Here is a 13620-nt window from a genome sequence, read left to right as displayed (position 1 = left end):
CGCCCCGCGGTGGCGTGGTCCGCGAGAGCGGCGAAATGGGTGGAATGGCTCGGCCATTCCACCCATTTCGTCACTCCGGCGCCAGGGCGGCGGGGCGAGGTGTGGTGCGGCGGGGTGAGGTGAGGGAAGCAGCGCTGAGGCGTGAGCGGGCGTGACGAAACTGGGGGAATGGGCGCGCTATTTCCCCACTTTTGCCACTCTGGCCTGGAGGGACGGTGTCACTCCGGCCTGGGGGTTCACCCCTTCGCGGCATAGAGCTCTGCCTCAGCGCGGTGCGTGGGGGCGGAGGAGTGCCAGGACTGGGTGCGCTCGTAGGTCTCCCAGCCCATCGCGGCGTAGAGGCCGTCGGCGCCGGTGGGGGAGTCGTCGTCCACCTCGAGGTCGATGTGGGTGCGGCCTCTCTCCGCGGCGTCGGCGATCGCCGCGTGCAGCAGCGACTTGGCGATGCCGTGACCGCGGGCGGAGCGGTGCACGCCCAGGTACTCGAGGTAGGTGCCCTCGCCGAGGGTCTCGGTGGCGGGGATCGGCACGGCGACCAGACCGCCCGCGGGCAGCCAGCGGCCGTCGCGATGGATCTCGGCGATCCACCACTGGTCCCAGCCGGCCTCTTCGGGGTTCTCGATCAGGCGCTGCACGAACTCGGCGAAGGACTCCCGGTAGGAGTTGAAGTGATCCGCGAAGGACTCCTCGAGCATCCGGTGCACGGTGCGCACGTCCTGGGAGACGGGCAGGCCCGATTCGTGGCGGTGCACGGGCCGCACCCGGGTGCCCTCGCGGGGCTGGGGCACAGAGGTCGCCTCCTGGGCGGTGACCGGTCGGCGCATGTGCAGCCAGGTGCGCACCATCTCGTACCCCGCGGCCCTCAGATGCCCCGCCTTGTCGGTGTCCAGCTCGTTGGCATCGGTGTCCAGCTGGGTCAGCTCGACGCCGCGGGCGCGGGCGAAGGAGCCGCCCACCTCGACCGCCCAGTCCAGCAGCGCGGCCGCGAGGGAGTCGCGATCAGGGATGTCGTCGCTGAGCGCGAGCTCCACGCCGACCCGCCCGGTGGCACGGTCCTCGAGCGCGATCCAGGCCAGCGGCGTCCGATCGAGGGTGGGGGTGCCGTCCTCCGTCAGGGGCACCACCACCACCTGGCGGCGGGCCCAGGACTTCAGGCCCACCATCCGTGAGCGCAGGCCGTCCTCATCGACCGTGAAGTCCGGCGTGTGGCGACGGTTCTGCTCGGTGACCAGCGCCGCGACCGCGGCGACGTCAGCCTCGATCGGCACCCGCGTGGTCAGCTGTCCCCGGAGGGAGGCGGGCATCACGGGCGGTACATGATCCATCAGCAGCATGGGTCCATCTTTTCACGCGACTGCCTGCACCTGGGATCGCCCTGGGAGGGCCGGTGCGGGCCGACGGGCCCGAGGGCACGGTGGCCCATCGGCCCATCGGCCCATCGGCCCGTCGGCCCGTCGGTCTGTCATCCGTCCGCTCAGCGGCGCTCGGCGCTCATCTCCTCGGCGCGAGCGCTGCCGCCGGCGGCATCCCTGGCTCCGACTCCCGGGGCCGCGGTATTGGCCTGCTCCACCTCGATCGCCGGGATCGGACCGGTGCGCGGGTGCAGCTCCTCGGGCTCGGTGCCGGTGCCGCCGAGCTCGGCGGCGACGTCGGCCGCGGTGCGGGCCGCGAGCTCCTCGGCGGAGTCGACGGTCTCGCGCAGCGGCACCTGCTTGATGAACAGCGAGAGCAGCAGTGCGAGCGCTGCGAAGGGCAGGGCGGCGAGGAACACCAGGTGCATCGCATCGCTCATGCCCTGACGCAGCGGCGTGACCAGCAGCTCGGGCAGGCCCGCGAGGGCCGAGGGGTCGAGCACCGCGTTCTCGAGAACGGAGGCGTCGAGGGTGCTGCCCGCGGTGGTGAGCTCTGCGAGATCCTCGGCGGGCAGCGCCGCGATCCGGTCGCTGAGGGAGGTGCTCATCGAGGCGGTCATCACGGTGCCCAGCACCGCGGTGCCGAGGGTGGAGCCGATGTTGCGGAAGAACTGGATCGCGGCGGTGGCGGTGCCGAGCTCCCGGCGGGCCACCGCGTTCTGCACCACCAGCGTGTACACCTGCATCGACATGCCCAGCCCCAGACCGATCACGATCATCGTCGCGGTGAGATGCCACTGCGTGTCGCCGTACTCGAGGCCGGCGAGCATCCCGTAGCCGAGCACCAGCACGATGCCGCCGGCGATCAGGAACCCCTTGTAGCGGCCGGTGCGGGAGATCAGCAGGCCCACCACGATGGAGGTGAGGATCATCGCGACCGACTGCGGGATCAGGATCATCCCGGACTCGGTGGCCGAGACGCCCATGACGCCCTGCGCATAGACCGGGATGTAGATGATCGCGCCGAACATCGCCACCGCGATCGCGAAGGACGCCGCGACGGACAGCGCCACCACGGGGCGCAGCAGCAGGTGCATCGGCAGCAGCGGCTCCTCGACCTTGGTCTCGATCACCACGAAGGCGGCCAGCAGCACCGCGGCGGCGGCGTACATCCCCAGGATCACCGGTGAGGTCCAGGCGAGATCGCCGCCGCCCCAGGTGGTGGCGAGCAGGGCCAGGACCAGGCCCGGGGTGAGGGTGAGGATGCCGGCGTAGTCGACGGTGCCGCGCTGCTCGGACCTCTCCAGGTGCAGGAAGCGGAGGATGAAGGCGAAGGCCGCCACCCCGATCGGCAGCGTCAGGTAGAACAGCCAGCGCCAGCCCAGGTGGTCGGTGACAAAGCCGCCGATCAGCGGGCCGGCGATCGAGGTCACGCCGAAGACGGCGCCCATGATCCCCTGGTACTTGCCGCGCTGACGGGGCGGGATGATGTCGCCGATGATCGTCTGGGACAGCGGCATCAGCGCGCCCATTCCCAGGCCCTGCACCGCGCGGGCGAAGACCAGGAACCAGAACCCCTGTGACAGGCCCGCCAGGATCGAGCCGACCATGAACACCCCCAGGCCGCCCAGATAGAACCAGCGCCTGCCGTAGAGGTCGGAGAGCTTCCCGATCACCGGCACGGAGACGGCGGAGACCAGCATCGTGGCGGTCGCGATCCAGCTGTAGTGCTCCACCCCGCCGAGCTCGGCGACGATGCGCGGCATCGCGGGGCCGACGATCGTCTGCGAGAGGGAGGCGACGAACATACCGAGCATCAGGCCGACGAAGACCAGCTTGCCCTGGGTGTCGAGTCCGGTGAAGGCGGGGGTGTGGGTGGTGGGCGGTGTCGTGGGGTGGGTCGTGCTCACTGAGCTCCTCGGAGGGTGCGTGCTGAAGGGAGGCTGGGGAGGGTGTGCTCCCGTGTCGCAGCACGACGGTGGGCCTCGACGTCACGATCCTAATCAAATGTTGCACTCACTGCACTATTGCATGATGTGCAGAACTTGTGATCTGTGGGACCTACGATGGTGCGGTGACCGCAGAGATGATCCCGGAAGAGCAGTCGCTTGGACTGCGTGAGCTGAAGAAGCGCCAGTCCCGCATGGCGATGCACCGAGCCGCTCTCGAGCTCGTGCTCGAGCACGGCCTCGGCGGCGTGACCGTCGAAGCCATCGCCCAGCGCGCCGGCGTCTCCACCCGCACCTTCTTCAACCACTGGTCCACGAAGGAGTCGGCGATCATCGGGGTGCTCAGCGCGCAGGAGGCCGAGATCGCGGCGCGGCTGCGTCACCAGATCCAGGAGCGCGGGCCCCGCGAGGCCGTGCGCATCGTGCTGCGCGAGGCGGTCTCCTCCACCCCGTTCGATGCGGAGGTGCGCGAGCTGCGCAAGCAGGTGATGGCGAAGGAACCGCGGCTGCACTCCCTCTCCTCGGGCAACCTGCTCTCGGTGCAGACGGAGATGGTCGAGGTGCTCGCCGAGGCGCTCGAGGGCGAGGACGCCCAGGAGCGCGCGATGCTCGCCGTCCAGATCGGGTTCGCCGTCACCCGTGCGGCGTTCTCGAGCTCCATGGCACGGGGCATCGACCTCGCCGTCGCCTTCGATGACGTGATGGCCCGCTACGACGAGGGCGACGAGCTCTTCTGATCCCGGCTCCCGGTCGCGGCTCCCTGCCTCCGCGCCCCGCTCGTCGACGGGGCGGGCGCCGACTCAGCGCACCAGGCTCCCGAGCCCGTTCTCCCAGCCCCTGCCGTCGGCCAGGCGCTCACCCACCAGGCGCTCGAGCCGCGTGGTGCGGGGGAGCTCAGCAGGATCGTAGGGAGGTCGGCGACCCCACACGAAGAAGGCGGCGCCGTCGTCGCCCGGGGTGCGGGAGAGGACCTCCCAGCGCTGTGCGAAGGAGCCCAGGTTGGAGTCCGCGCCGAGCTCGCTGGTCAGCAGCGGGTTGATCAGCCAGGAGCTGCAGCGGAACTCGCGGCCGAACGCCGGGGTGCCCGGCGGACGGCCCTCGCCCAGATCTGCGTAGTGGGAGGAGAAGTACGCGCTCGCGCGCTCGAGGGAGTCCTCCACCGACTCGGGTGTCAGCGGGCCTGTGGCGGGGATGTGCGTACCGATCACCCAGCGCTCGTCGGCGGTGCCCTCGTCGGCGCGATGCAGATCGAACTGCAGGCGTCCCAGGTGCACCAGGCGCCCCGCCCAGTTCAGAGCCATCCACGGCAGCTGGTGCAGCCCCAGCGCACCGCTGCTGCGGCGATGGACCCGCATCTGCTGGCCGAGATCGGCGAGCACCTGCCAGGACTGCTCCTGGTCGAGGCCGCGCTCGCGATGCCAGGCGCGCACCGTGGCCGTGCTGACCACCAGCGCGAGGATCGCCACCAGCCCCTCCCCGGGGGCCAGGCGCTGCTGGAGGGCGGTGAGCGACTCCGCCTCCGCGCCCAGATCCACCTGCGACACCTCGAGCCCGGCCCCTTCGCGCAGCAGGTTCGCCAGTCGCGTGATCTCCTGAAGCATCTCCTCGTCGGCGACCGCCGGGGCGAGCAGCGCACGCAGCTCCTCATGATCCTGCCCGGTGATGCCCAGCTGCTCCAGCAGCGCCGGGGCCGAGGGGGCGGTGAGCATCTGCGCGACGGCGTCCTCGGGCAGCGGAGCGGTGGCGCGGACGGCCTGCGGCGGATCGCCGAGGACCTCGAACGGGGCATCAGGGCGATCGCTCATGCGCACACGGTAGCGCGCAGTGCCCACGTCCTGTGATCTGCGCCGCTACGATCTCAGAGTCCGAACCATGCAGCCCGTCGGCGCGGGCGGACATCGAAGGAGCCAGCAGATGACGACCCAGGACGAGGGGACCGGCCAGGCCCCGCTCAGCCCCGAGGCGAGCGCCGTGAGCGCGGCCTATGCCTTCGAGGGCGGGCGCCTCCACCTCGGCGCGATGGTGGAGGGCGGCGAGCCGAACCCGGCGGTCGCGGTGAACCTGCCGGTGGGGATGCTGAACCGGCACGGGCTGATCGCTGGCGCGACCGGCACCGGCAAGACCCGCACCCTGCAGGTGATCGCCGAGCAGGCCGCGCACGCCGGGGCGTCGGTGTTCGTCGCCGACATGAAGGGCGATCTCTCCGGGATCGCGGTCCCGGGCCCCGCCTCTGACGCGCTCACCGCCCGCGCCGCGGCCCGCGGCCAGGAATGGGTCTCGCGCGCCGCGCCGACGGAGTTCTTCAGCCTCGGCGGGCAGGGAGAGGGCGTGCCGATCCGTACCACCGTGAGCGACTTCGGCCCGGTGCTGATGTCCAAGGTGCTCGAGCTCAACGAGACCCAGGAATCCTCGCTCGGGCTGATCTTCCACTACGCCGACGCGCAGGGCCTGGCCCTGCTGGACCTCAAGGACCTGCGCGCCCTGATCCAGTTCCTCACCTCGGACGAGGGCAAGGGCGAGCTCAAGGGCATCGGCGGGATCTCCACCGCCACCGCCGGGGTGATCCTGCGCAGCCTCACCGCTTTCGAGGCCTCCGGGGCGGACGTCTTCTTCGGCGAGCCGGCCTTCGAGGCCGAGCAGCTGCTGCGCCGCGCCGAGGACGGCACCGGCATCATCTCCTGCCTCGAGCTGCCCGGGGTCGCCACGCGGCCTGCGCTGTTCTCGACCTTCATGATGTGGATGCTCGCCGAGCTGTACCAGGACCTGCCCGAGGTGGGGGACCTCGAGGTGCCCAAGCTGGTGTTCTTCTTCGACGAGGCGCATCTGCTGTTCAAAGACGCCTCCAAGGCGTTCTTGGACCAGGTGGTCCAGACCGTGCGCCTGATCCGTTCCAAGGGCGTGGGCATCTTCTTCATCACCCAGACGCCCAAGGACATCCCCGGGGACGTCCTCGCCCAGCTCGGCAACCGCGTCCAGCATGCGCTGCGCGCCTTCACCCCGGATGACGCCAAGGCCCTCAAGGCCACCGCGTCCACCTTCCCCACCTCCGAGCATGACCTGGTCGAGGTGATCCCGGCGCTCGGCACCGGCGAGGCGATCGTGACCGTGATGAGCGAGAAGGGCGCCCCCACCCCGGTGGCCATCACCGCGATCCGCGCCCCGGAGTCCTCCATGGAGCCAGCCAGCGGAGAGGTGATCTCCGCAGCCGTGGCGGCCTCGCCCCTGCAGGAGGCCTACGGCACCGCGGTGGATCGTGAATCCGCCTTCGAGATCCTCGCCGCCCGCGCGGAGAAGGAGGCCGAGGAGGTCGAGCAGGCCGAGGCGAAGGCGGCAGGGTCCGGTGGTGGTGCGGCGGGATCCGCGTCAGCATCGAAGCGCTCGGCGCGATCGACGACGAAGGAGGACAAGGGGCTGTTCGACAACCCTGCGGTCAAGTCCTTCCTGCGCTCGGCGGGCACCGTGCTCGGGCGGGAGATCCCCCGCGGCCTGTTCGGCACCCGCCGGCGCCGCTGAGCCGCCCCCGCTGACCGCCACCCGTGGCGCTGGACGACGGTGACCGTGACCGCACGGGCGTCGGCCCGTCGAGAAGGTCTGTGGACGTGACACGGCGCCCCCACCTCGAGGAGATGGGGGCGCCGCAGCTGCTGAGCGGATCAGCTCACTTCTTGCCCTAATTCAATCCGGGCAATCATATGCCTCTGACCTGCAAGGATGCGCCACCATCGGCGCTCGTGCGGCAACTATGCAACACGGAAGCTGGTGCCCGTCCCGAGGCGGCAACCTCGGACGGGCGTGGGCAACACCTAAGCAGGAGGCATCGCCATGCACAACGATACCCGTACCACCATGCACGCGGCACCCGAGGCCGACTCTCCCGAGGACGTGTGCACCCGAGCCGTGAACCTTGACGGTGACGGGGTGGCCTATGTCGAGCACGTCGAGGGCCGCGTCGAGCTCACCGTGAAGATGCGAGGACGGCTCAACGTCGCGCTCACCCTCTCCCGCACCGAGGCTGTCGAGATTGGTCTGGCGCTCGCCCGCCCGGAAGGCCCCGTGCTCGATGACCTGTTCCGTGTCGCGGACGCGATGCACGCCGACGCGTCCACTCTCGCGCGCGCCTGGGGCACCGCACAGCCCGTCTGACCGCTCTACGCGGCCCACAGCCGCCCCGTGGCATCTGTGGGCCGTCTAGGGCCGTTCAGACGGTCCCTGCGTGCTTCTACAGCCTTCCACGCAGCCCCGTGCACAGGGGCAGAACAGACAGGCGCGGCTAGAGAACAATCCACCAGAATCGCCCGGAGCCGGGGCGTCGTAGCGCACGAGGACCATGCGCACGAGGGGCGGCGTTAGGCGCATCGCATTAGCGGTGGGCCTACTCGTCGTGTCACCAGCGGTAGACGGAGCGGGGGCCGTGGGAGATTTCCGGGGTGGGGACCAAGCAAAGGCGGGCCGTAGGCTCCGACCGCGCCCCATCCTGTACCGGGACGGTGCCGCTCACGGATGGGGCACCAGAACGGGCGCGAAGGGAACGGTCAGGTCAGGCGCTCACGGCACGAATGAAAGCGCGAACGTCCTCTGGAATCCGGAACCCGGACGGACCGGGCTGCGAATCGACCCACCAAGCATCAGACGTAACGGGAAGCCCCGCGTGAACGCACGCGCTCAGAATCCCCTCACTCAGCGTCGCATCAGGATCGGCCACCAGGACGGCCCGAACCCCCTCCGGGAGCCTCCACCACCAAGCATGCAGGCCGTAGGGGTCCCGGAATGAAACCCAGCCCTGCCCCGGCTCGCGAATGGAGTCGACGAAACCGCGCCCGCCCCCGATCTCGCCACGGTTGACGTAATGGAACACGGCGGCACCGGCATGGCCCGCCTGGTCGGCATGATCCTGCGCCGCCTTGATCGTCGGGTGCGAACCGTGATCGGAGACGTTCTCGCTCAGCCTGTGCAGAATGTGATAGTCGCTCATGGTCAGACTCTAGCGCGCCATTAAGGCCGACGCCGATCCACGGAGAGCGCGCAGCTCACATCGCGGGAATGGGCAGCGCCCCGGTCGTCGGCGGCATGCGCACGGGAACCTTCGGATCAATACTGGAAACGTGACGAATCAGCTTCTCATCATAGGTGTAAAGGGCTGAGGCCTGGACATACTCAGCAGAAGCAACCATTGCCGCATCTGCGCGCCGCACAAGACTTGACCCCCATATCTCAGCAGCACGCCGAACAATAGACCTGTTAACTTCGATGCTCATATAGCTCTGCGCGGAAAGCCAATCCAGAGCATTTGCATAATATGCCTTCTTGGCTGATATGCGCGCGCTATCAGTCATGTCCCCCGACTCTAGCTTAGCGAGAGCGCAGAATTCGAGCTCCTGGATCGCCGGAATAGCCACGAGGTGCTTGCTGCCATGCCCTCGAAGCAGTTCCAGTGCATCCTCGACCCGCTCCGGATTGTCGAGCAGGATATCTAGGAAGACACTAGTGTCGACCACAATGATGGGAACCCTGTCACTCACTGCGCAGCTCCCTTACCCATTCTTCCGAAGAAAGTCCGCCCAGCGACGCGCCCCGTGCGAGCCCGACGAGCGCGTCGGGATTGTCGAGCAATGCGCCTTGATCGTCGAGAACTTTCAGTCCGTAGAGATCCAATTTTACAATAACGTCAGAATCGACATCACGGCTAATCAATCCCCAGGCCTCGACTTCCATCTCAATGTTTGCGGCAACATCCTTGGTGAGACTCTTATCAAACTTTATCTCAACGCTCTTGGCTGACCCGTCGATCTCAATTCGAGCTGTTCGCTGCCGTCCACTTAGCGCGCTGTAGCTGCAAAGCCTTCCGCGAATCCCTCCCAGCGATAGGCTTACCTCGTCCAGTGCCGCGCGAATGGCCGATTCAAGTTCCTGGTCGAGGGTCCACTTCGAGCCATGCAGGCCCAGCTCAACGCCGTCGAGGCCAAACCGTCGCGGCACGTCGGAGAGGCCCATCAGTGACTTGAGGGTCTGTCGAGTCCACCCCTCAGGCCGTCTCCGTTCCTTTTGCACATAGACAAGACCGCGAACCAGGGAGTCCTGGACCTCATCCTCTACTGCGAACGTCGCCTTTGCGCTGCCCACCCTAAGGTCTGTAATCGGCAAATCGATATCGCGATCTGTCGCTACAGATTCCACAGTGCTGGTTAGGTGCTTCAGTGCGTCACGGAGCGCGCGAAGGTCGATCGTTTCCGGACGGCCTTGAAGATTTAACTCGATCTCTGACACGTGACACTCTCCCTGGGAGTTGACTTGAATACTACTTCCGTGGCGGACCGATGGCCAGGCGCTGGCAGAGCGGCCCCGGCCGAGAGCCTCAGAGCGCCGCTCTCGAAACTGGGGGAACCGTACAGACCTAAATCTTCCTCCCCAGCGGTACTTTGTACCAAGGCGGGAAGGGCAACCCGGTACCATCCTTGCAGGTCAGAGCGTTGCCGACCGTTCGACCTTGATACAAGTTCGGGCGGCGTGCGTTCGGCGCGCCGTGCCCGCTGCCGCTGTGAGCATGTCGGTGCTGCGTGCTTGGTGCGCACGCGTGCCTACGTTCGGTGCTCGTGGCGCGGGCGTTGTGCTCGGCGTATCGGTGTCGCGGGACGGCGCACCTGGTGTTGCTGGTGCGCCATCCCGCGTCCTGTCGTGTGTCGTGTCAGGCGACGCTAGCGGCCCGCCCGTTCGCGTACCCCACGGCGTCCAGGTCGGCCACGGTGGAGAGGTGCAGTGCGGTTCCGGCACGGTTCTGCATAGCGAGCCAGCGATGCGTGAGCGCGTTCGCGGACACGGGCGAAGGATTGAGTTTCATCGGCGCGCTGGTCTTCATGAATGCGGGCGTGTAGTCGGGAACCTCGGTGGCGTGGTTCACGTTGCCCTGGGGTGCGATGCCGAGCCATGCCGACAGGGCGATACGGGTAGCGGCGATGCGGTCGAGGACCTTGACGGCATCGAGGTAGGCGCGCCATGCGTCGATCTGCTCGGGGGTGCCGTCCTCGATGAGAGCCGCGTAACTGGTGTTCTCGTCCAGGTCGAGGGTGAGTGCAGCAGTGACGGCGGCGGCTGCGGTGTTGTAGGCGGGCTGCATCGCGGTGATGTAGGTGTCGGCTTCGGCGGTCATGGAGTCGAGCAGGGCGCGGCCCGCGTTGATGAGGTACTGGTGCCAGGTGCGGGACATGGCGGTCCCGGATGCGCCGGTGCGGAGGCTGTGCTCGGTGACGGTCGCGTGCGCGGTGGCGGGGTCCGTGGTGAACGGGTCCGGGTCCGTGTAGTCCGGGGCCGTGTATTCGATCAGGGCACGGTACGCGGCAGAGTGCGTGATGGTGACGCCGTGGGATTCCAGGTCGTCAAGGAAGGGAATGATCTCGTTCGGGTTGGCCTGGTCGCGGTTGCTTGCGGTATTGACGTAGACGCCGTGCGCTGCGTAAGCCTGTGCGCGGAAGTAGTACATGCTCATTGTGTGATTCTCTTTCTGTAGGTTAATCAGTTGGCAGTGTTGCCGGGGTAAAAGAAGTCGTAGATTGCGCGTTCGTCGTCGGGCATGGGTGCCGGTTCCGGCTTGCCGTAAACCGCGTCGTATGCGGCTTGCGCGTCGTCGGTGAGTTCCGGCTTCGCGGGCTCGCCGTAGAGGGTCGTATATGCGTCGTCGTGCTGTTCCTGGTCGGTCATCGGGTTCTGCTCCCTGCGAGGTAGTCGGCGAGGGAGTTCGCGAGTGTGAGGACGTCGCGGTTGTGCACGAATACGTTTCGTGTGCCGACGTGGATTCGGATGCCGGGATCGTGTGGTCGTCCGTCCTTGTGTCGCCACAGGCCGGGGATCACGGTCGGCGTGCTGCTGTGCGGGTCAATGCTGGTCACTGCTGCTGTTCCTCTTCGAGTGTGTCGATCATGTAGTCCGCGAATGTGGCGAGTTGTCCTTTTGGGATGAACGTTCGCTGTCTTCCGGATCGGATGAGGACGCCGGGGGTTGCGTCGGGCTTCCCGCGATTCCACGTGTAGCGCTGAATGCTTGCCACTAGTCCTCCTTGGTCTGTGGGTCATCGGTCATTGCTGCTCCTGCTGTTCAAGTTCTGTGATGCGGGCGCGTAGTTGACGGCACCGTGCTTCTGCTCGTCGGGCGCGTGCTAGGACTCGCCTGTAGGCCGTTAGGGGGTCGCCTGCGGGCTGTTCGGTCACTGGTCCTCCCATGCGTCTCTCATGCGCTCTAGAGCGTCGATGAGGTTGTCTGCGTCGTCGGGGCCGATGGTGAGTGCCGTGCGGCCCTTAGAGAGCCGTAAGACGGGCCTGTGCGTCTCGGGGTGCTCAGGGATGCGCCAGCGTGTCCAGGCGACGTTTACAGGGCCGGGCGAGGGGGCGAGAGTCACCGGGGCTGCTCCTTCGCGTGCTGTTCGGCGCGGCGTAGCGCGAGGGCGTGCAGTTCGGTGGAGATGATTTGGTCGATCATGTCTTTGCGGTGCTGCTCGAATCGTGCGTGCATTGCTTTCGTTTTTCCTTCTAGGCGTGTTATGCGTCGGCCTGTTTTCTCGGCTGCTTCGGCGAGTTGCTGTAGCCTTTCGTCGAGGGCTGCGAGCGCTAGGTGTAGTGCCTGCGTTTCGGCCTCGGTCATGTATTCCTCCGTGTGGCGGATGAGTTTCCCGGTACCGGTGAGCCGGTACATGTTGCCTTGAATGCGGGTGTGCCATCCGGTCATTGGTCGCGCCATTCGACGGTGTATGTTCCTCGGAAGTCGGGGTGTGTGTTCGCTGCGCGAAGCGTCCCGGTGTTGTTGTCGAGGATGAGTGCGGCCCCGTTCTCGTCAAAGGCGATGATTCTCGCGCTCTTGATGTCGCCTAGTCGTGCACGGATGTCGGGGTCATGGTTGAAGATCATGCGTTTTGGTCCTAGGTGCCCGGGGGCGTCCGGTGGATATGGAGTCCACCGGACGCTGAGGATCACCGGTTCAACCGGTTCTGCCGGTTTCACCGGTTTAAAAGTGAGGGGGTGACTAACCGGCTTGGATGCCGACTGCCCGCCACGCCTTCACGAACTGTGAGCGGAAGTAGCCGCGCTGCTGGTCCCCGTCCGTCTCGCGCTCGGATCGGATGCTGTAGTTCTTCGAGAGCATCCGCCCGAGCCGCTGCGCAGTGAGCGCCTTGCCAAACTTGCTTGCGTCGCCCCAGCGTTCGGGATGACGGGAGGCGAGTAGGGGGAGGATCGCATCGGTTGTCGGAAGGAAATCCTGCTGCCCGGATTCGTATAGGGCGTGAAGGTCGATCACGAGGTGTTCATGCGGGCGCATGGCTGTTAGGCCCTCCTCTTTGTCCTGCCGCATTTGGTCCAGATCGTGACGGATCATTAGGTCCACGCGTTCGGGCCAGTCGCCGCCTGCGAAGACGGCCACTCGCTTTAGCGGTAGCCAGCGCTCTTTGATCCGTCCGACGCAACCCTGGGGGACCTCGGGGCGGGTGTTGCGCACGTCGTCTCGGATACTGTCTGCCCATTCTGCGATTGCGAGTCCGAGGTCGCGCACTTGAATGTCGATTAGTTCCCAATCGCTTTCTTCGACCTCTCCGTCATTCGCGGGGAACATGAGGACGGTGATCGTGCGCTGCATGGTGTCCTCGGGGAGGTCTGGCGCGTTGCCCGCCATCGCTACGGGCGCGAAGGTCGGCATGTTGTCCACGTTCCAGCCGCCATCCTTGGACGGCGCGAGGACGGGGCGCGTGCCTCCGACCTTGTACCCGCTGTTAAGAATTCCGAGAATGTCGTCAATGCCGAGCTTTTGAGGGTTGAGTGCCTTCTCGGCTTCATCGATCAGCAGGGTCGTCGGCTCTTCACGGCTCGCGAGGATGCGGGGAAGTAGCGCTGGGGACGAGACCGTCGCCATTTGAATGCCGTTCGGCACCAGGCGTTCGAGGTGTTCGAGAACGGTCGTTTTGCCGCTGCCGGGCATGGGGCTGTTGATGAGTAGGCGCGGCGTCGTGTACGTCTCGCGGGCGAGGTGTGTGTGGACGGCCCAGAGTGCGAGCACGTCGAGGTCTTCGTCGGATGCTGGCATGAGGTATCGCCCGAGGTGCGCCCTCACCGCTTCTAAGACGGTTCCGGCACCCCTCTCTTTTGAACCGGCGTAACCGGTTGAACCGGCGTAACCGGCTATTTCGTCCTGCATCTGCGCTTCGAGGTCGAAAGTGTCGATCAAACCGTCACCTGCCCTGCTGCGATTGCCGCGTGCACGGCTTCTGCGAGTTGGGGGAGGTCGGTCTGTCCCACGTAGACGGTTCCGCGCGGGCCGGTGATGCGGACGGCGGGCGTCGTGGT

At 66.9% G+C, this 13620-nt stretch carries 14 protein-coding genes; 3 read left to right on the top strand and 11 right to left on the bottom strand.

What is annotated here, in order from left to right; genetic code table 11:
• Positions 1-236: 236 nt before the first annotated feature.
• Both BN4251_RS07810 and BN4251_RS07805 read right to left on the bottom strand, forming a co-directional pair.
• On the bottom strand, positions 237-1334 hold the full coding sequence (locus BN4251_RS07810) for a GNAT family N-acetyltransferase (protein ID WP_087484554.1): 1098 nt from the start codon (positions 1332-1334) through the stop codon (positions 237-239).
• 140 nt (positions 1335-1474) lie between these two features.
• The gene (locus tag BN4251_RS07805; protein WP_281255309.1) at positions 1475-3262 is read right to left on the bottom strand and encodes an MDR family MFS transporter; all 1788 of its coding nucleotides are present in this window, start codon (positions 3260-3262) and stop codon (positions 1475-1477) included.
• A 164-nt stretch (positions 3263-3426) separates the two neighbouring features.
• Between BN4251_RS07805 and BN4251_RS07800 the strand changes: the two genes are divergently transcribed.
• Complete coding sequence (locus BN4251_RS07800) at positions 3427-4038, top strand: TetR/AcrR family transcriptional regulator (protein ID WP_245810250.1); 612 nt, start codon at positions 3427-3429, stop codon at positions 4036-4038.
• Between the two features lie 63 nt (positions 4039-4101).
• On the opposite strand, the gene BN4251_RS07795 is transcribed toward BN4251_RS07800, so the two are convergent.
• Positions 4102-5106 (bottom strand): acyltransferase domain-containing protein, encoded by a 1005-nt coding sequence (locus BN4251_RS07795; protein ID WP_087484553.1) that lies wholly within the window; start codon positions 5104-5106, stop codon positions 4102-4104.
• Between the two features lie 109 nt (positions 5107-5215).
• On the opposite strand from BN4251_RS07795, the gene BN4251_RS07790 reads away from it, so the two are divergent.
• Together BN4251_RS07790 and BN4251_RS07785 are read left to right on the top strand one after the other, a co-directional pair.
• On the top strand, positions 5216-6814 hold the full coding sequence (locus tag BN4251_RS07790) for a helicase HerA-like domain-containing protein (RefSeq protein ID WP_212647600.1): 1599 nt from the start codon (positions 5216-5218) through the stop codon (positions 6812-6814).
• 309 nt (positions 6815-7123) lie between these two features.
• Entirely contained in the window at positions 7124-7444 is a 321-nt protein-coding gene (locus tag BN4251_RS07785) for a hypothetical protein (protein WP_087484551.1), read from the top strand.
• 394 nt (positions 7445-7838) lie between these two features.
• Here BN4251_RS07785 and BN4251_RS07780 read toward each other — a convergent pair whose 3' ends face one another.
• The 8 genes from BN4251_RS07780 to BN4251_RS07755 all read right to left on the bottom strand — a co-directional run bounded on the left by BN4251_RS07780 (position 7839) and on the right by BN4251_RS07755 (position 13501).
• The gene (locus BN4251_RS07780) at positions 7839-8273 is read right to left on the bottom strand and encodes a hypothetical protein (RefSeq protein ID WP_087484550.1); all 435 of its coding nucleotides are present in this window, start codon (positions 8271-8273) and stop codon (positions 7839-7841) included.
• A gap of 55 nt (positions 8274-8328) precedes the next feature.
• On the bottom strand, positions 8329-8820 hold the full coding sequence (locus BN4251_RS07775; RefSeq protein ID WP_087484549.1) for a type II toxin-antitoxin system VapC family toxin: 492 nt from the start codon (positions 8818-8820) through the stop codon (positions 8329-8331).
• Positions 8813-9565, bottom strand: a complete 753-nt coding sequence (locus tag BN4251_RS17975; protein ID WP_140398408.1) for a hypothetical protein — start codon at positions 9563-9565, stop codon at positions 8813-8815. Before BN4251_RS17975 ends, BN4251_RS07775 begins: the two co-directional genes overlap by 8 nt.
• 418 nt (positions 9566-9983) lie before the next feature.
• Positions 9984-10781 carry a hypothetical protein gene (locus BN4251_RS07770; RefSeq protein ID WP_087484548.1) on the bottom strand — a complete coding sequence of 266 codons (798 nt, stop codon included), beginning with the start codon at positions 10779-10781 and terminating at the stop codon, positions 9984-9986.
• Between the two features lie 26 nt (positions 10782-10807).
• Positions 10808-10993 carry a hypothetical protein gene (locus tag BN4251_RS07765; protein WP_087484547.1) on the bottom strand — a complete coding sequence of 62 codons (186 nt, stop codon included), beginning with the start codon at positions 10991-10993 and terminating at the stop codon, positions 10808-10810.
• 690 nt (positions 10994-11683) lie between these two features.
• Positions 11684-12013, bottom strand: coding sequence for a hypothetical protein (locus BN4251_RS17970; RefSeq protein WP_140398407.1), 330 nt, complete (start codon positions 12011-12013; stop codon positions 11684-11686).
• The gene (locus tag BN4251_RS17965; protein WP_140398406.1) at positions 12010-12192 is read right to left on the bottom strand and encodes a hypothetical protein; all 183 of its coding nucleotides are present in this window, start codon (positions 12190-12192) and stop codon (positions 12010-12012) included. Before BN4251_RS17965 ends, BN4251_RS17970 begins: the two co-directional genes overlap by 4 nt.
• Before the next feature lie 115 nt (positions 12193-12307).
• Positions 12308-13501 carry a DUF3631 domain-containing protein gene (locus BN4251_RS07755; RefSeq protein ID WP_087484545.1) on the bottom strand — a complete coding sequence of 398 codons (1194 nt, stop codon included), beginning with the start codon at positions 13499-13501 and terminating at the stop codon, positions 12308-12310.
• Between the last annotated feature and the right edge of the window lie 119 nt (positions 13502-13620).

This window comes from Brachybacterium massiliense (genome assembly GCF_900184245.1).
GTDB classification, from domain to species: Bacteria; Actinomycetota; Actinomycetes; order Actinomycetales; family Dermabacteraceae; genus Brachybacterium; species Brachybacterium massiliense.
Note: the sequence above shows the minus strand (reverse complement) of the source record. Positions and strands in the feature narration are given on the sequence as shown.